This is a genomic window from Pseudidiomarina sp. CB1, assembly GCF_024752025.1.
Lineage (GTDB): Bacteria > Pseudomonadota > Gammaproteobacteria > Enterobacterales > Alteromonadaceae > Pseudidiomarina.
In genome coordinates this window covers 120,615-138,925 of record NZ_JANTPU010000003.1, presented here as the reverse complement: position 1 = coordinate 138,925, position 18,311 = coordinate 120,615, and the positions used below count along the sequence as shown (strand labels likewise).

General features: G+C 50.0%; 16 protein-coding genes. 7 read left to right on the top strand and 9 right to left on the bottom strand.

From position 1 onward, the window contains the following. Positions 1 to 178: 178 nt before the first annotated feature. Together NV375_RS11855 and NV375_RS11850 are read right to left on the bottom strand one after the other, a co-directional pair. Positions 179 to 2,812 (bottom strand): TonB-dependent receptor domain-containing protein, encoded by a 2,634-nt coding sequence (locus NV375_RS11855; RefSeq protein ID WP_258808397.1) that lies wholly within the window; start codon positions 2,810 to 2,812, stop codon positions 179 to 181. Between the two features lie 69 nt (positions 2,813 to 2,881). Continuing rightward, complete coding sequence (locus NV375_RS11850) at positions 2,882 to 4,351, bottom strand: hypothetical protein (RefSeq protein ID WP_258808396.1); 1,470 nt, start codon at positions 4,349 to 4,351, stop codon at positions 2,882 to 2,884. 165 nt (positions 4,352 to 4,516) lie between these two features. Between NV375_RS11850 and NV375_RS11845 the strand changes: the two genes are divergently transcribed. From NV375_RS11845 to NV375_RS11835, 3 genes are read left to right on the top strand one after another with little or no spacing between them, the layout of a single operon-like run. Next, the gene (locus NV375_RS11845) at positions 4,517 to 6,259 is read left to right on the top strand and encodes a sensor histidine kinase (protein ID WP_258808395.1); all 1,743 of its coding nucleotides are present in this window, start codon (positions 4,517 to 4,519) and stop codon (positions 6,257 to 6,259) included. A gap of 33 nt (positions 6,260 to 6,292) precedes the next feature. Further along, a complete protein-coding gene (rdgC, locus tag NV375_RS11840) occupies positions 6,293 to 7,201 on the top strand; it encodes a recombination-associated protein RdgC (RefSeq protein ID WP_258808394.1) in 909 nt (302 codons plus the stop codon). Between the two features lie 49 nt (positions 7,202 to 7,250). Then, the gene (locus tag NV375_RS11835; RefSeq protein ID WP_258808393.1) at positions 7,251 to 8,933 is read left to right on the top strand and encodes a dipeptidyl-peptidase 3 family protein; all 1,683 of its coding nucleotides are present in this window, start codon (positions 7,251 to 7,253) and stop codon (positions 8,931 to 8,933) included. A 12-nt stretch (positions 8,934 to 8,945) separates the two neighbouring features. On the opposite strand, the gene NV375_RS11830 is transcribed toward NV375_RS11835, so the two are convergent. After that, the gene (locus NV375_RS11830; RefSeq protein WP_258808392.1) at positions 8,946 to 9,653 is read right to left on the bottom strand and encodes a tRNA1(Val) (adenine(37)-N6)-methyltransferase; all 708 of its coding nucleotides are present in this window, start codon (positions 9,651 to 9,653) and stop codon (positions 8,946 to 8,948) included. Between the two features lie 45 nt (positions 9,654 to 9,698). On the opposite strand from NV375_RS11830, the gene srmB reads away from it, so the two are divergent. Continuing rightward, on the top strand, positions 9,699 to 10,919 hold the full coding sequence (srmB, locus tag NV375_RS11825) for an ATP-dependent RNA helicase SrmB (protein ID WP_258241108.1): 1,221 nt from the start codon (positions 9,699 to 9,701) through the stop codon (positions 10,917 to 10,919). Here the strand turns inward: srmB and NV375_RS11820 are convergent. Together NV375_RS11820 and thiI are read right to left on the bottom strand one after the other, a co-directional pair. After that, positions 10,903 to 11,271, bottom strand: coding sequence for a VanZ family protein (locus NV375_RS11820; protein WP_258808391.1), 369 nt, complete (start codon positions 11,269 to 11,271; stop codon positions 10,903 to 10,905). The genes srmB and NV375_RS11820 overlap by 17 nt on opposite strands. A 23-nt stretch (positions 11,272 to 11,294) precedes the next feature. After that, the gene (gene thiI, locus NV375_RS11815; RefSeq protein ID WP_258808390.1) at positions 11,295 to 12,794 is read right to left on the bottom strand and encodes a tRNA uracil 4-sulfurtransferase ThiI; all 1,500 of its coding nucleotides are present in this window, start codon (positions 12,792 to 12,794) and stop codon (positions 11,295 to 11,297) included. A 118-nt stretch (positions 12,795 to 12,912) separates the two neighbouring features. Here thiI and xseB point away from each other — a divergent pair, with 118 nt between their 5' ends. From xseB to dxs, 3 genes are read left to right on the top strand one after another with little or no spacing between them, the layout of a single operon-like run. Next, entirely contained in the window at positions 12,913 to 13,158 is a 246-nt protein-coding gene (gene xseB / locus NV375_RS11810) for an exodeoxyribonuclease VII small subunit (RefSeq protein ID WP_258808389.1), read from the top strand. Next, the gene (ispA, locus tag NV375_RS11805) at positions 13,158 to 14,045 is read left to right on the top strand and encodes a (2E,6E)-farnesyl diphosphate synthase (RefSeq protein ID WP_258808388.1); all 888 of its coding nucleotides are present in this window, start codon (positions 13,158 to 13,160) and stop codon (positions 14,043 to 14,045) included. Before xseB ends, ispA begins: the two co-directional genes overlap by 1 nt. Positions 14,046 to 14,049: 4 nt before the next feature. Further along, on the top strand, positions 14,050 to 15,936 hold the full coding sequence (gene dxs / locus NV375_RS11800) for a 1-deoxy-D-xylulose-5-phosphate synthase (protein WP_258808387.1): 1,887 nt from the start codon (positions 14,050 to 14,052) through the stop codon (positions 15,934 to 15,936). Here dxs and NV375_RS11795 read toward each other — a convergent pair. From NV375_RS11795 to ribE, 4 genes are read right to left on the bottom strand one after another with little or no spacing between them, the layout of a single operon-like run. Beyond that, positions 15,898 to 16,404: a phosphatidylglycerophosphatase A gene (locus tag NV375_RS11795; protein ID WP_258808386.1), complete on the bottom strand. Its 507-nt coding sequence runs from the start codon at positions 16,402 to 16,404 to the stop codon at positions 15,898 to 15,900. The genes dxs and NV375_RS11795 overlap by 39 nt on opposite strands. Next, a complete protein-coding gene (thiL, locus tag NV375_RS11790; protein WP_258808385.1) occupies positions 16,388 to 17,368 on the bottom strand; it encodes a thiamine-phosphate kinase in 981 nt (326 codons plus the stop codon). Before thiL ends, NV375_RS11795 begins: the two co-directional genes overlap by 17 nt. Positions 17,369 to 17,379: 11 nt before the next feature. Next, positions 17,380 to 17,799: a transcription antitermination factor NusB gene (gene nusB / locus NV375_RS11785; RefSeq protein WP_126834065.1), complete on the bottom strand. Its 420-nt coding sequence runs from the start codon at positions 17,797 to 17,799 to the stop codon at positions 17,380 to 17,382. Between the two features lie 11 nt (positions 17,800 to 17,810). Next, positions 17,811 to 18,275 carry a 6,7-dimethyl-8-ribityllumazine synthase gene (ribE, locus tag NV375_RS11780; RefSeq protein ID WP_126773869.1) on the bottom strand — a complete coding sequence of 155 codons (465 nt, stop codon included), beginning with the start codon at positions 18,273 to 18,275 and terminating at the stop codon, positions 17,811 to 17,813. Positions 18,276 to 18,311 lie beyond the last annotated feature (36 nt).

Sequence of the window (18,311 nt, the reverse complement as noted above, 5' to 3'; positions counted from 1 at the left end):
AGAAACCATCTAGCCTTAGGTTTCAACAAGTAGCGTAGCCCGCGGTTTTACCACGGGACAAATCTCACGTTTCGACTGTGCAGGTTAAATTCAATATTCCCCGCAGTTCTACTGCGGGCTACAAACAAAAACGGGAGCCGAAGCTCCCGTTCCAAATCAACCCGTACGTTCAAGCAAATCAGAACGCGTAGCTGTATTCCAAACTGATACCAGTACCAACCGTACGACTCTGAATCGTTCGACCGTTTTGCTCGATCTCAACGTCGTCACCCAGTATGTTCTGTACTTTAAACTTCAGTTTCGAATTGAAGTCTGGGTAGTACGTGTAAACTGCATCAAGACTATGGAACGGTTGCTCAAATGCATCATCGATACCTACTTCACCCTGCCTCACACCCGCGAAGGCGATGCGCTCACCGGCGACGTTGTAGATCAACGAGGCACTGTGTTCGCCGTTGAGCGAGTCATAACCGAGCTGCAAGTTGGCCACATATTTCGAATGGCCAGTCATGCGGCGGGTGTTATTGGTCAACTCAACGTTACCGGTATTGGCAATGCTGATCTCAGAATCAGACAAGGTCAGGTTACCGGTCACAAACAGGCCGTCGGCGATACGGGTTAAGTCTTTTAAGAATTCAAACTCAACGCCATAGACTTCACCAGCTTGACCATTCAAGAAAGTGATAACTCGGTCCGAGTCGGTACCTTTCGCTTCCACTGCCTCGATCGGATTAGCAAGATCCTTGTAGAACGCCGCTACCGAGTAATTTTCGCCAGAAGGAAGATACCATTCCCAACGCACATCAAAGTTATCGATATCGGTGGTCATCAACTCGCTGTTACCGCGCACTTTGAAGTTGGTGATCGGGTCAACGAAGATGACTTCGGTTAACTCTCGCAAGTCTGGACGTACAACTGTGCTGCCATAACCAAAACGTAACTGCATTTCATCGTTGAGCTGGTAAGTTAAGGCAAGAGAACCGTAGATGTCGTCTTCCATACGACCAGCTTCAGCGGGATCGCCAATCATGGTCATATTGCGAATGTCGAGCTGTGCCGCAACTTGCGTATACTGCTCCCAGCGCAAACCACCGCTGACTCGCCAATCCTGATTCACTTGTACATCAACCAAGCCATATCCTGCTTCAATTTGCTGTGCAGCAAGATAGTTAGGATCAGTTGCTGTTGGCGCACCAAATAGGGCAAGGCCAAAGTCAGCGTCGGTGATGTTGGCATCACTGAAGAGATCGTTATAACCAACATTGACCAAGTCTTCGTTATTAACCTGTTCAGCACTCAAGGCGAAACGACGCGAGTACGATGAACGTGCCTTTTTCGAAACTTGTCCGCCACCTTTGACTAAGATTTCCATCTCAGCAAGATAGAGTGGCAGCTCACCGTCAACACGCCAGTCTTGCGCATCATCTTGCAAGGTCTGGAACTGCATCGTAGTTGCCGTGCGCGTTTGTTGGAACGCTAAGTCACCCACACCTTCACCTAAGTCGCGGTCGTTGATACGACGGTAAAAGATTTCACCTGGTGCATCACGATTCGCGCGTGAATCAGCGTACTGCCAGTCCAACGCAAAGCCCCATAGTTCTGGGAAATAGTGCGAGCCACGGATCTGGTTGGTCAAAAGCTCGCGTTGCTCGTAGCGAATATCAGTATCGTAATAACTAAGCCCAACTTCATTGATTGAGTTTGGCGTTTCAATACCGCCTTGCTCAACACGATCGGCAGTGTTGCGTAGGAAGATCGTTGAAGTTTCAAGCTTATGGTAATCACCTACTTGAATACCAAAGTTGAGCAACCCGCTCAGTTCAACATCTTGAGTCGTCACACGCGTCTCGCTGCTTTGGTTTACGACTGCTTCACCATTCGCAATACCTAGTACTTCTGAGGTTTCTTCGTTATTTGACCAGCCACTGTCGTAGTCAACAGCAGCTAAGAAACCAAAGGTAATATCGTTGCCAAGGTCATAGTTTGAGCCATAAGTAACAGACCCTTTTATATCCGGAGCCATCGACTTGGTATAAACCTCGTTTTGAGTATTCAACGAAGCAGCTAAGCTACGATTAATCTCGGCCGCTTCAGCCAACGAAATATTCTCAAAACTAGCGATGCTTGCGGTATTGATAGACTCTTGATAGCGCGCCAACGCTGACCACATTTCAGGTGATAGCGCTCGAGTACCGTCATCTTTACCAAGCCAGTCATCACTGCCGCCAGCGTAGCTCAAACCATCGTCAGAAAGGTTGGTATTCCAGCCAGTACCGATCGAAAGATCAAAGACTTCCTCGGTTGGAATGGAAACCGTGCGAATATCCACGTTACCGCCACCAAAGTTGGCCGGCATATCTGGTGAATACGATTTTTGTACCGACATACTTTCGATAATGCTTGCTGGGAACATATCTAAAGGAATGACGTTACGGGTTGGATCGGGCGAAGGTACAGACGCACCATTAAGTTGCGTGCTTGAATAACGTTCACCTAAGCCACGAACATAAATAAATTTGCCATCAACAAGGGTCAAACCGGTCACCCGGCGTAACGCCGATGCCGCGTCACTATCACCGGTACGCGAAATTTGTTCGGCGCCAAGAATATCAGCAACAAAGGCTTGCGCTTTGCGCTCTTCTACCACTGCCGCGGCCGAACCTTGCAAGCGTGTTCCTGTGGTTACGACTTCTTCTATGGTAGCGTCTTCACTGGTTGACGTATCTTGTTGTGCATAAGCAATAGGTCCTGACAACGCAAGTGCGATGGCAAGGCCTAATTTACTTTGAGTTAAAACAGCCTGCTTTTTCATAGGAAACTCCGATTGCGTGACATGAGAATTACGGGAAAAGCTGCACATCCATGTGCCCCTAATCCGTGTTTAGTCGCGCAGGCCTACGGTCCAGCCGTTGGTCCAATCGTCGTCTTCGCTCACCGCGCCAACGAAGTCAACGTCATCGAAGAACGGGTCAATGCTGCTTAAGTCAGTTTTTGGTGTAACGGTAACTGGGGCCCCAGAAGCATCAGCCATGTCGCTTGCGGTAACGTAACCTGAAGTCAGCACGCTTGCGCCAGCGCTAAGCGTTACGTTGCCAGTGCCACCTTCAAACCACGTTTGCGTTTCGGTGTCTTTGAAGTTTTCAGTACATGCGATAACCGAGTTCTGGATTGAAAGGTCGCCGTTTCCGGCTGCAGTCAAGGTTGCTGCATCGTCGATTTCCAAACACTCACCACGTGCTTCAGTGATCAAGAAGTTATACAGCGCACCGTGCGTTCCTTCACGAACCAATACGCCCTCTGATTCATCAGAACCGTCGGTTGCCGTAAGTGAACCGATTGACGTAAAGTTCGCGATGATCGGGTTTGAATACGGAGTCGCATCGTTATTGCCGCTGTTACCGTCACCTTCGATCGCGCGGTTAGCACGGTCATCCGCGTGCTTAACAAGCATGTACTGCACTTTACCTTGCCAACCGTCAGCCCAGTCAAGTGAGTCATCATCGTTACCTGTTAATACGACATTCTTAAGGCTTGCCGCACCACCGAAGAACTCAACACCATCATCAAGGTTATTGTGAACTTGAATGTGATTTAATGTGGTACCTGAACCGACTGCATTGAAGGTGATTCCGTTCAATTCGTTATCCAGAGAAACTTCGTAGCCAGCGTACTTAACAAGTACATAGCTCATAACACCAGAATCATCGGCGTTGTCGTCACCGCCGTAGAAACCTGCGCCACCTTCACCCTGTAACACGCAGTTAGCTAGGTCATTTTGGTCACATTTATTTGAGATACCGAAGCCATTGATGACCACACCACCCCATAAACCACGGGCGTTTTCTGCAATATCGAAACCTTCAACTTCTTGCTTTGACGTAAAAGTGATCGGTGCGTTACGGTTGCCTTCAGCGATAATGTTAGCACCGCGCGCAATCCGCACGAACGAGTCGCCATCTTCAAATGCGACAGTCACACCCGCATCAATGGTCAATGTTGGTCCATCGCGATTGACATCAGCGGTGACTTCGGTGTTTTCACCGATGTACAAGCCATTTGGGAAAATGTGCGCGCCACCAGGTAATTCGACCAAACGAATGTCGCTGGTCACTGGACTTTCTGGAGTTGAGAAGCTACGCGGATAAACGCAGTCTGCGCCGATTTTCTCACCACGGATGGTGGTGCCTGACGACTCATACGATGCACAGTTGTTGGTGTCTGGCGTACTACCGCCACCTTCGTTCACTGAGTTATCGATTGAAGTAGGGGTTAGGTTGATGTCACCACCACAGCCAGCAAGCAGCATAGAGGCGGTAAAGGCAGAAAGAGCGAAAGCTTTAGTGCGGTTCATGTTCATCTCCGTTGGATTGTAGCCGAAACTGAATTTCGTGAACGCACTTTAAGCACGTTATGTGACACCTAGGTGACGCGTATGTGAACACTTGATGACAATCGGAATGGTTGCGCTTGTCCATAGTTGGGATAAACTGAACACAGCTAACTAATGGATGAGTCGATGTCGAGCACCACCAAGATTTCCAAATCCCTCCTCACCAATGTGTTGTCGGTCTATTTTGTACTGACACTGGTGGTGACTTGTGTGCAAGTGATGGGCGAGTACTTCGATACCAAAAGTCAGCTCGTACAAGAACTGCAAAACCAGCAAAGTACCTTCAGTAACTCCGTTGCGCGCTCGCTGTGGGAGTACAACAACGCGCAGATCGAAGCCATTGCAGAGGGCTTGATCAACATCCCTGCCATTGCTGGCGTGATTATCCGCGATGAAAACAGCGATGTTATCGTAAAGCTTGGGCTTACGGAGAATGTAAACACCTACAATTTGGCGCCTGACGTTGAAGATTACGTGATTGAAGAACACAACGGGTTATTCGGTTATTACTCATCGATTATTTTTGAGTTTGCTGGGACCTCAAATCGCGTCGGTGATGTAACCCTATTCTCTACGCGTGATATCGCACTCGAGCGTATTCGTTTTAGTCTCTATTTTATTTTCGGCAATGCCATTATCAAAAGTACCTTTTTGATTGTGCTGTTTACGCTTGCCTTCAGTCGTATGCTCAACCGTCCGATGGAAATGTTAACGCAGCAAATCCGTAATTTTCGACTGGACGATCTCGAGCACTCGCGGATTAACCTGAAAAATAACCGCCACGCTGAATTCACCATGCTTGAGCAAGCTTACAACCAACTGCTCGATAACATCGAAGACTATCAAGAAGACTTGAAACGCACGCAGGCGCAACTGCTGAAAGTCAACCGCCAGTTAGATGATCAAAACGCCATGCTGGAACAAGAGGTGGCACGAAAAACGTCGAGCTTAAGCCAAGTTTTAACCGACCTTGAACGGCGCAAAAATGAGCTTGAACAACGCCAAGAAAAGCTCGAACGCGAAATTCGCCAACGAAAAATCATTGAAGAAGACTTGCGCGAAGCCAACTTGCAATTGCAAAGCTCAGTTACCGCCTCAGAACGCTTACAAGACCAATTGCTGGAAGCCGAAAAACTGGCAGCTCTGGGCCGCTTGGTCGGCGGCATTACCCATGATGTTGGTACCCCGTTGGGCATTGGAATTACCGCCGCAAGCGTGCTCGGCGAAAAACTCGAAGCCATGCGTTCAGCACTCGAGAACCGCGAGCTGACGGAGAGTCAGCTACGTGACTTTCTGACCACGGGCGGCGAAAGCATTACTTTGCTTGAGAGTAATTTGGCGCGTGCCTCCGAACTCCTTGGTAGTTTTAAACAAGTCGCCGTGGATCAGACCTCAGACGCAGTGCGCGAGATCAATGTGAAACACTATATTGAGAGCGTGCTGCAAGCGCTTCGCCCGCGTTTTAAAAATACACCGCATCAATTCACGCTCGACTGCCCCGACAACATAGTGGTGCGCTGTAACGCTGGTGCCTTAGCGCAAATCGTTACGAATTTAGTCTTGAACTCGCTTATTCATGCCTTTGACGATGACCAACAAGGTCAACTTGAGTTAACCATTTCACGGCAAGGTGATGTGCTTCACTTGCACTATCAAGATGACGGTAAAGGCCTTACCGAGTCGCAACAAGAACAGCTCTTTACGCCATTCTTTACCACCCGCCGCGAACGTGGCGGCAGTGGCTTAGGCACGCACATTATCCATAGCCTCGTCGCACAAACATTCAAAGGTAAAATTTCAATTAAGTCGGCCCCACAAGAGGGCTTGGCTTATACCATCGAACTGCCTATTCAATTTATCGATCGTTAATACGGTCCCAACTCTCACAGCAAGGAACGATGTATGTGGTTTCGTAATTTGCGTATTTATACGTTAGCCGAAGACTTTGAACTATCGGCAGATCTTGACCAAGCGCTCGCTGAGCATAGCTTTAAACCTTGTGGCCGCAGTGAACTCGCCAGCTTTGGTTGGTCGTCGCCGTTCGGCCCACGCAGTGAGGTGCTGTTCCACAAAATTGGTGACAGCTACTTATTTTGCGCACGTAAAGAAGAGAAAGTGCTGCCCAGCAGCGTCGTTAATGCGCAACTTGAAGAACAAATTGAAGCCGTCGAAGCCGAACAAGGCCGGCGTGTCGTCGGTAAAGAAAAGCAAACCATGAAAGAAGATTTGGTTCACCGCTTACTGCCGCAGGCCTTCACGCGCTTTAAGTTAACTTGGGGTATGCTCGATATGCAGTTGGGTATTGTCGTTGTCGATGCTTCAGCCAGTAACCAAGCGGAAGATTTTCTCGGTTTATTACGTAGTAGTTTAGGCTCGTTACCGGTGAAACCGTGGTTTAGTGATAATCCGACCGAGCTTTACTTTACAAAATGGCTTAAAGACAGTGAAATCCCCGGCGACTTTGATTTTGGTGACGAGGCCGAGTTACGTGACAGTGACCAAGAAGGTGGCATCATTCGTTGTAAAAACCATGAATTGACCAGCCCGGAAATCTTGGCGCATCTTGAACATGGTAAACAACTCACCAAACTTGGCGTTACTTGGGCTGATCGCATCACCATGGTCATTGAGCAAGATATGGCGATTAAGCGTTTTAAAGCGACAGATATTCTACTTGATGAACAAGACAAATTGGTGGATGCCAGCGCAGAAGAAAAAATCGACGCTGACTTCGCTTTATTAAGTGGCGAAATCCGTGAACTGTACCCACAGTTGGTTGGTTTATTTAACGACGAAATAAGCGTAGATTAAGTGCGTTTGTGCAACAACATATGTGCAGAAAAACAGAGAGACACTTATTATGACTACTTTACGATTTACTTTGACCGCACTTGCGAGTGCGATGCTGCTGTCAGCTTGCAGCCAACCCGCAAATGAGACAACTCCTGCGAGTACCGAGCCGGCGTCTGAGAAAACCAGCCACAGCCTAGTGGAAGGTGCCGCGCAACGACTGGACATTTACCAGCCGGTCGATTTAACTGCAGATTTAAGTCATCTTTCCGCTGACCAGAAAAAAATGATCGGCTTACTCATCGATGCTTCAAAAATCATGGATGAGCTTTTTTGGGATCAAGCCTACCCAGGCGACAAGCAAGAGCTTCTTGGCGCCATTGATGACCCGAAAGTGAAGCGATTTATCGAAATCAATTACGGACCGTGGGATCGTCTCAATAATAATGAGCCGTTTTTAACGGGTGTTGATGCCAAGCCCGCTGGCGCCAACTTCTACCCTGCAGATATGAGCAAAGAGGAATTTGAAAGTGCCACTTTTGCCGGCAAAATTGACTTGTACACGCTGGTGCGTCGCAATCAAGACGGCGAGCTTTACTCGATTCCATACAACGTGGCTTATACCGAGCAACTAAAAGCCGCCGCTGAATTATTGCGTGAAGCAGCTACCTTAGCTGAAAGTCAAGCCTTTGCAAATTACCTGAAGTTGCGCGCTGATGCCTTCGAGAGCAATAGCTATCAGGCATCTGACTTTGCTTGGATGGACATGACCGATAACGAAATTGACATCGTCATGGGTCCCATCGAAACCTATGAAGATCAACTTTATGGTTACCGCGCCGGTTTTGAATCTTATGTCCTTATCAAGGATATGGACTGGAGCCAGCGTCTCGAAAAATACGCTGAGTATTTGCCGAGCTTGCAACGTGGCTTGCCGGTAGCCGACGAATACAAAGCCGAGATGCCGGGTTCAGGCGCGCAATTAAACGCCTACGATGTCGTCTATTATGCTGGCCACTCAAATGCGGGTAGCAAGACCATCGCCATCAACCTGCCGAACGACGAACAGGTGCAGCTCGAAAAAGGCACGCGCCGCTTGCAGCTAAAAAATGCGATGCGCGCGAAGTTTGACGAAATCCTCGTGCCGATCGCCGACGTTCTTATCGTACCGGAACAACGTCAACACATTACCTTCGATGCGTTCTTTGCGAACACCATGTTCCACGAAGTCGCGCATGGACTTGGCATCAAAAACACCATCGATGGTTCGAGTACCGTGCGTCAGGCATTGAAAGAGCTGGCTTCTGCGCTAGAAGAAGGCAAAGCTGACATTCTGGGTCTGTACATGGTGACGCAATTGCTTGAGCAAGGCGTGATTACCGAAGGGCAATTGGAAGATTACTACACCACCTTCTTGGCAGGTATCTTCCGTTCAGTTCGTTTTGGCGCTTCAAGTGCACATGGTAAAGCAAACATGATCCGCTTTAACTACTTTGCTGAAGCGGGTGCCTTTACTCGTAACGAGCAAGGTCAATACGCGGTCGACATGGCAGCAATGCGAGCGGCAATGAACAGCTTGTCCGAGAAGATCCTCATCTTACAAGGTGACGGTGATTACGCAGGCGTTGGTGAGCTTTTTGCTGAAATGGGTAACGTACCACCGCAATTGCAAGCTGATCTGGATCGTTTGTCGGCAGCAAACATCCCTGTCGATATTACCTTCAATCAAGGTAAAGCCACACTCGGTTTGTAAATCATACGCACTTTAAGTGTTGCGACCGGCGAGGTAAAACTCGCCGGTCAGCTTTCGAAATGCCTCGCTGTACGCCCCGCTCTGATCATGAATCGTCAACGCTTCTTTTGCTACCGCGGCAACTGAAGCTAGCTGCCAACCTTGAATCACTAACTTCACCGGTTTGTTCACCGTCGTTTGAATACTTAGCTCAGTCTTCAGGTGTAGCCCGTGCGCCTCGGCGAGGGTCTGCCATGCAGCCGCTTGTGAGGTCGGCAATACCCAATACAATGCACCGGTAGCATGTAACGAACGCAGCGCACACAGCAACCATTGTTGCGGCGCGACAACGCCCTGCCGCGCCGATTCCCGCGCGCTATCACGGCTGCTCAGGTGGTTGGCAAAATAAGGCGGGTTACAAAGCACCAAATCATAACGCTGCTCAGGTTGCCAGGTCGTCACACAGCACTGACTCAGATGAATGCGGTCTGGCCATGGACTATGCATAGCATTGTCTTGCGCCTGCGCAACAGCCGCGGCATCAGCATCAAAACCATCAACCTGTGCCTGAGGGGCGCGTTGCGCCGCCATTAAAGCGAGCAAACCACTGCCGGTGCCCATATCTAGTACCCGCTTAACGCCACTAACGGGCACATAACTACCTAAAAGCAGACTATCGGTGCTGACTTTCATCGCACATTGGTCGTCTTTGATATAAAATTGCTGGCATTGAAAGCCCATTTTGACTCCAACCACAGCGTGATGCTGCAATGAAAGGATGACATCATGACCCCTGACTGGGATCAACTCGAACTCGACGATGACCTTATCGACGTCTTAGTCGCCGCAGAGCTTAATAAGCCCGCCAAAGTGCAACAAGCGGTTATCCCCGCGGCTCTGGCCGGTCAGGACTTGCTGGTCAACTCGCCCACAGGAACTGGCAAAACCTTAGCGTTTTTATTGCCTGCCCTGCAACATTTGCTGGATTTTCCAAGGCAACAACCGGGCAGCGCGCGGGTGCTGATTCTCGCCCCAACCCGTGAACTCGCGCAGCAAATTGCCGAACAAGCCGATGCTTTTGAAGAAACGTCAGGTTTACGTACCGTGCTGGTCACTGGCGGGGTGAATTATGGCAGTCAGCACCAAATGTTGGAACAGCCGCATGATATTTTGGTGGCTACGCCTGGTCGTCTCTTAGATCTGCTTAACGCCGAACAATACGAACTCGAGCACATCGAATGGCTCGTCATTGATGAAGCTGACCGCATGTTGGACATGGGCTTTGCCAGTGCCGTTGAAATGATCGTGCACTCTGCGCTGCACTTAAAACAAACCTTACTGTTTTCAGCCACATTAGAAAGCTCTGGGGTATTGAAGTTCTCGGCGGCAATTCAAAAAGACCCAGAACATATTGTTGTGCAGCCGCCGAAACGCGAGAAAGGAAAAATTTTACAACGCTGGTACCAAGCTGACACCGCTGAGCACAAGTTCCAACTTTTGCTGCGGTTACTTCCAGATTACCCTGGCCGACGAATTATTTTCGTACGCACCCGTGAGAAGGTCGATGAAATCTCTGGCAAACTCTGGAGTGCCGGCATTAAGAACATGACGTTACGTGGCGATATGCCGCAAGATGAACGGCAAAAAATCATCGCTCGCATGGAGACCTTTGGTGATGCAACCTTGGTCGCCACTGATGTAGCTGCACGTGGCATCGATATCGAAGCGGTTGAACTGGTCGTTAACTATGACCTACCGCGTCAGGCCGACGTCTACTTACATCGTATTGGTCGTACGGGTCGAGCAGGTAAGAATGGTGTTGCGGTGTCACTCGTTGAAGCACACGATGCCGATTTGCTCGGCCGTATCGAACGCTATCAAGATGGTAAAATCGAACGCCGTGTCTTCGCTGAGTTAAAGCCGCAATACAAATTCCCTGACCCGCGGAAAAAAACCAAGAAGAAAAAGAAAAAAGCCGACGCTAAAAAGTCTAAGAAGAAGTCTTAGTACGGCGCTTACGGTGGCGCATAAAGCGCCACCATGTGATCAGATAAAAAGTTGCAGCACCGGCAGCATCAGCCGCCAGATCAGCCCAGCTTGACGTGCGATAAGGTAAGAGCACTTGCACATACTCAATCAACAAGCCATAGCCTGTTAAAACCAATAAGGCGAGCCAAATCGGAATCGGAAAAGCATGGTGAAAAGCCCACGCCAATACAAAGAATGCGCCAAAGTGGACGACTTTGTCCAAGTGTTCAAAACGCGGTAAGTCGCCGTTTGAAACCTGCATTAAAAAGGCTGCGGTAACCGCTACCAACAACACTAGAAAAATAACTCTTGCCCAATTCTTTGACAGCATCTTTGATCCTTGTACGAACTGCATCAACCTTTGCGTTTTGGCTGATAAACGCCAACGTTTTCATAACCCTGTTCCTGTAAGTACAAGGCCTGCAACTTACTCATTACACCTTTCTCACAGTACAGTAGATAATGTTTATCAACGTCAAGTTCCGTAAAAGCCGTAGCCAACTTAAAAAACGGTATATGCTGCACTGCGACCCCTAACTGGCTTGCGTCAAGTGGTCTTGCTTCTTGCTCGTCCGCGCTACGAATATCAATAATAATCTCACCCGCTTGTGCCGCATCTACGCTATCGACCACATGCGCTTGCTCATCTGTTTGCTCACCAATGTGACGCACTTCTTCAACATTGGCGGCACGCACGACTTGGTACAACAGCTCGGGGTCGAGTTTTGCCTCTGCCTCAAGCACAGCATCACGCTGCGCTTTCACATTGGGTTTCACCGAGATCACGCCACAATATTCTGGCATGCTGCGTGCAATATCCGCCGTGCCGATTTGTTCAGCAATATTGATAATTTCTTGCTTGTCCATGGTGATCAATGGGCGTAACACAAGACTATCAATGGCTTCGTCAATCACGGCAAGATTACTCAACGTTTGACTCGACACCTGACCCAAAGCTTCACCAGTGACTAAGGCGCTCGCATTAATACGCCGCGCAACAATCTGTGCAGTACGCAACATCTGGCGCTTCAACACCACGCCCATCAGGCCGTTGTCGACGTGGGTAAGAATTTCTTCAACCACGGGAGCAAAATCGATGCTGATAAACTTTAATGGATGCGAGCTGGCATAGTTTTCCCACAAGTAATACGCCGTCTGTCGTACCCCAGTTTCATGCCGATCGCCGCCTAAGTTGAAGAAGCAAAAATGCGTCCGCGCACCACGTCGCAACAATTGAAAACTAGCAACACTCGAGTCAAAGCCGCCGGACAGTAAACTAACGACTGTTTCTTGCGTCGGCAAAGGAAAACCACCAAGTCCCGCTTGTTTGTCACCAAACACGCGTACCACGTCGTTATCGATCTCGATACGCAATTCAACATCCGGACGCTTTAAATCAACCCGCGTTCCTGCCACTTGCTGTAACACGCCACCGCCAATATAGCGCTCCAAATCTAATGAGCTAAACCCATGCTTGCCTTTACGCTTCACGCGCACCGCAAAGCTGCGCTGTGTTAACCGTTCGCTCCACGTTGCTAAGACTTGCGCTAAAATCGGTTTAAAATCGGCCTGCTCGCGATCATTGAGCGGCAACTCATGGGATCGGCTAAACCACGCGATGCCCGGTATACGCTGAAGTTCTTCGCTTATTTGCTCGGCTACGAGCGGATCATTACTGTCGACATTGACCTCAATGCGATCCCAACACCAGAGTACTTTTACTGGGGTCGCGGCGGGCAATTCAACCCGTTGCAGGATCTTTTTCAGGTTATTTACCAAGACCTTGCCGTAGCGTTTGCGAACACCTTTACTTTTAATGGTGATCTCGGCGTGTAAGCGAATAACAAATTTCATGAACGAACAACTTATTGGATGCTAAAAACGCGCTAGTATAACCGATTTGACGGTCCATCGGAATCAGGGTAACTTGTGCGCGAGCACTTTTAGACACGTACGAAGTCAGGTAGGCAACATGAGTGATGTCACATTAGAACAAGCGATTGCCGAGTTAGAAAAAATTGTCGTTCAACTCGAACAAGGCGACCTCCCCCTCGAGAAAGCCCTTGAAGAGTTTGAAAAGGCTGTGCGTTTATCGCGGGTGAGCCAAGAAAAACTGCAACAAGCTGAGCAAAAAGTAAGCCAGCTATTGCAACAGCAAGACGGTGAACAATTGGCACCCTTTGCCAATGATGCAGACGATCAAGGAGCAGCTTCGTAGTGACCCTTCAAGCTTTGACCGCACCGCAACGAGAAGCTATCAATCGCGTTTTAGAAGAACAATTACAGCTCATCGCATCGCCAGCGACTCGCCTGCATGAGGCGATGCGCTATGCGTTGGTGCTTGGCGGCAAACGCGTCCGTCCATTTCTGACCTACGCGGTTGGCGACATCTGCAGCGCACCACACACGACCCTCGATCTCGCCGCGGCAGCAGTAGAGTGCATCCATGCCTACTCATTGATCCATGATGACCTGCCAGCAATGGATGACGATGATTTGCGTCGTGGCCAACCGACCTGTCACAAAGCCTTTGACGAAGCAACCGCTATCCTCGCCGGTGATGCCTTACAAACCTTGGCGTTTGAGCTCCTTAGCAGCGCTCAATTAGAGGTGCCAGCGGAGCGCCAATTGCGCATGTTGCAAGTATTAAGTCGCGCCAGTGGCAGCCGTGGCATGTGCGGTGGTCAAGCGCTCGACCTTGCGGCAACGGGTAAACAGTTGACTGAAGCAGAACTGTCGCAAGTACACCAACTGAAAACCGGGGCGCTGATAGAAGCCGCGGTACAACTTGGCGTACTTGCCGGTAATGATGACGCCCAACAGTACTACGATGACTTCACGGATTTTGCCGCATGGTTGGGATTGGCGTTTCAAGTGCAAGACGACATTCTCGATGTGACCAGTTCCACCGAAACGCTCGGCAAAACCAATGGTAAAGACGAAGCAGCCAATAAAAGCACCTATGTGCAGCTGCTGGGTCTTGAGCAAGCCCAAGTAAAGCTCACGCAATTACACCAGAAAGCGCTTCAAGCCCTGCAAAGAATCCCCTACAATACACAGTTACTAGAAAAGTTCGCAGAACAGTTGTTAAATCGGGATCACTAAACGCATGTCATCTACCTCGCACACCGCACACGGTTCGTATCCGCTGCTTGATACCATTGATACACCAGCAGATTTACGTACGTTAAACGAACGCCAGCTGCCGCAGCTGTGCGCCGAAGTGCGCGAGTTTTTGTTGAACTCGGTGAGTCAAAGTAGTGGCCATTTGGCTTCGGGACTTGGCACGGTGGAGCTGACCGTGGCGTTACACTACGTCTATGCCACGCCTTATGACCAGTTAGTGTGGGATGTTGGTCACCAAGCGTATCCACATAAAATTTTGACGGGCCGTAAACAACAACTGCACAGCATTCGACAAAAAGATGGCCTGCATCCGTTTCCGTGGCGGCCAGAAAGCGAATACGACACGTTAAGCGTGGGTCACTCAAGTACCTCGATTAGCGCGGCACTTGGCATGGCGATTGCCGCTGAGCGTGAACGCACCGAACAAAAGGTCGTCGCCATTATTGGTGATGGCGCAATGACCGCAGGTATGGCGTTTGAGGCGTTAAACCATGCCGGTGACATCAAGCCGAACATGTTGGTCATTTTGAACGACAATGACATGTCGATTTCAGAAAACGTTGGTGCTTTGAATAACCATCTAGCGCGTGTGTTATCGGGCCGTTTCTATAACTCAGTGCGCGAAAGTAGTAAGAAGCTGCTGCAAGGCATGCCAGGTATTCAGCACTTGGCCAGCCGTGCCGAAGAACACATGAAAGGGATGGTTGCGCCGGGGACCATTTTTGAAGAGCTAGGCTTTAACTATATCGGCCCGATTGATGGCCATGACGTCAACTTGTTGGTGTCCACCTTGCGCAATATGCGCAACCTCAAAGGTCCACAATTTCTCCATATCGTAACGCGCAAAGGTAAGGGCTACGAGCCTGCCGAGAAAGATCCTATCGGTTACCATGGGGTTCCTAAGTTTGACCCTGCAACCACGTCACTGCCGAGTAAAAAAGCCACCTACCCATCGTATTCACAGGTGTTTGGCGATTGGTTGTGTGACATGGCAGCGCGTGATCCGAAGCTCATGGCGGTTACCCCAGCCATGCGCGAAGGTTCTGGAATGGTGCGGTTCTCGCAAGAGTTTCCGCAGCAGTACTTTGATGTTGCTATTGCCGAACAGCATGCGGTGACCTTTGGTGCTGGCCTTGCGATAGGTGGTTATCACCCAGTTGTTGCCATCTACTCGACATTCCTGCAGCGTGGTTATGATCAGTTGATCCACGATGTTGCTTTACAAAATTTACCGGTATTGTTTGCCATCGATCGCGCGGGTATCGTTGGTGCCGACGGCCCCACCCATCAGGGCGCCTTCGACTTAAGTTACCTCCGCTGCATTCCAAATCTCGTCATCATGGCACCGAGCGATGAAAACGAATGCCGCAATATGCTCTACACCGGCCACCTGCTGCAACAACCCGCAGCTGTTCGCTATCCTCGTGGTAATGGTATTGGCTGTGGCATGGACGACGAGTTACAGCAACTCGCTATTGGTAAAGGCCGAGTAATGCGCGAGAAAGGCGCTGGCAAAGTAGCCATCCTGAGTTTCGGTACCGCACTACATGACGTTCTGCCATGTGCCGAGCAACTCGATGCCACGGTCGTCGACATGCGTTTCGTTAAGCCGCTCGATGAAGCACTGATCAATGAACTGGCCGCAGCGCACGACCTACTGGTAACGGTGGAAGATAATGTCGTTGCGGGTGGCGCAGGCAGTGCGGTGGGTGAATATCTGCATCAGCAAGGACTTGCCACGCCGCTGCTACAACTGGGCTTGCCTGACAGCTTTATTAAACACGGTGGTCAGGATGAAGTTCGCCGTGAGCTTGGGCTTGACGCTAAAGGCTTAGAGCAGCGTATTCGCGACCGCATGACCAAGATGTAGGATGGCTGCGCTGGCCACACCAGCCAACAAGTCGTCCAGCATAATCCCCATCCCGCCGTGAAGGTGCTTATCACACCAACCGATCGGCCCGGGTTTACGAATATCCAACCAGCGAAACAACACAAACGCCGCGAGTAAGTTAAACCACGTCGCAGGCAAAAAGCTCAACGCCAACAGATATCCGGCAATTTCGTCCCATACGATCGCTGGGTGGTCATGCACTCCCAAATGCTGGGCCGTACGTTGACATAGGACAATACCGACAAGCCCTGCGGCGAGGGCAACCATAACGTACAACCAACTCGGTAAGCCTTGCAACAGCAACACCAACGGCACAGCAGCCAAGGTACCAAAGGTGCCAGGCGCTTTCGGTGCCAGCCCACTGCCAAAACCGAGCGATAAAAAATGGACAGGATGCAACAAGGTCTTCGCCGTGACCTTCGGCATGACTTTAGCGGAAGTGTTCATAACCACCAGCTTGCGTTGCGTCTTGGTTTTCCCATGGCTCACCATCACGCTCAAGTCGCAGTTTACCAGGCTCACTGGTAATACGCCCAATGCAGGTAGGTTTGGCCGGATGACGCGCCATTAAGGTGTCAAATACGCCCCGCCGACTCTCAGGAACCGTGAAGCACAATTCGTAATCATCACCACTACTCAAGGCGAAATGAATCGCTGTATCCGCTGCTACGGATTCGGTGAGCGCTAAGCTTAGAGGGATTTCATCAACATCAATGCGAGCTCCGACGTTGGACGCTTTCAATACATGGCCAAGATCGGCACGCAAACCATCTGAAATATCGATCGCACTCGAGGCGACTTCGCGAAGGTTTTGCCCGAGGGCAACTCGGGGTGACGGAAAGTACAAACGCTCTAAGACGCGCCGATAATGACTATCCGAAACCGCACAACGCTGTTGCTGACAGGCCAATGCTAAGCCTGCATCACCAAGCGTACCACTTACATAGATCCAGTCCCCAGGCTTCGCACCGTCACGGCGGAGCGCCAAGCCATCGGGCACGAAACCGTGCGCGGTAAGCGTAATACTCAAGGGTCCGCGGGTGGTGTCGCCACCTACCAATTGACACCCGTAATAGTCGCAAATCTCGCGTAAACCATGGCTAAAGCTGGTTAGCCATTCATGATCGATGTCCGGTATTGTCAGGGCCAGTGACAGCCAAGCAGGCTCTGCCCCCATGGCAGCTAAGTCGCTTAAATTGACGGCCGCAATTTTATGGCCAATAGCGCGGGCTGGAGTTTGCTGGTCAAAATGAACACCTGACACCATGGTGTCGGTAACTACAACGAGTTGGTTATTCTCAGGCACCTTAAGCAAGGCGCCGTCGTCGCCGACACCCAGCTCTACATCGGCGCGACGAGGCCAACGCTGGGTGAAATAAGTGGCTATGAGATCAAATTCACCAAATGCCATAGTGGCGAAGCTTATTTGCGGGTCGGGCGCAAACTGTCAATGGCTTTATCGAGTACACCATTCACAAAACGGTGACTTTCATCCGCACCGAAAGACTTGGCTAACTCAATAGCTTCGTTAATTGCCACTTTGTAAGGCACGTCTAAACGTTCACGTAACTCAAACGCCGCTAACCGAAGTACCGCACGCTCAACTTGATCAAGCTCCGCTAACGGACGATCAAGAAACGGTGACAAAGCTTCGTCAAGCGTTTTGACTTGGCCAGCAACGCCTCGTACGAGTGCCAGAAAGTAATCAACATCGATTTTACTGGTGTCATTGTCGGTGAGAAATTGAGCTTCGATGTCGCTCATACTGTTCTCACTCAACTGCCATGAATAAATGGCTTGAACCGCTAATTTACGCGCCTTACGGCGTGCAGCAGGTTTCATTGTCTATCCTCTTAAAGCTGTTCTAGCACATTGACCATTTCGAGCGCACTTAAAGCTGCTTCTGCACCTTTATTGCCGGCTTTTGTGCCGCTACGCTCAATGGCTTGCTCAATGGTATCGGTGGTGATAACGCCGTTCGCAACTGGGATGTTGAACTCGTGCATGACACGACTCAAACCGCTATTACATTCGCCCGCAACAAAATCAAAGTGCGGTGTACCACCACGAATCACAGCACCAATCGCAATAACTGCATCATAGTTACCGCTGGCAGCTAGCTTTTTCGCCGCCAAAGGCAACTCATACGCGCCAGGCACTTTCACCACAGTAATCGCATCGTCGCTTACCTGCCCGTAGTGCTTGAGCGTTTGCACCGCACCATCGAGAAGACTGTCGACAACAAAATGATTGAACCGCGAAACCACCAGAGCAAATTTTTTACCCGGTGCTGCGATGCCAGCTTCAATAACGTTCATGATTGCATCCTTTTAAAGAAATCGGCGCGATAATAG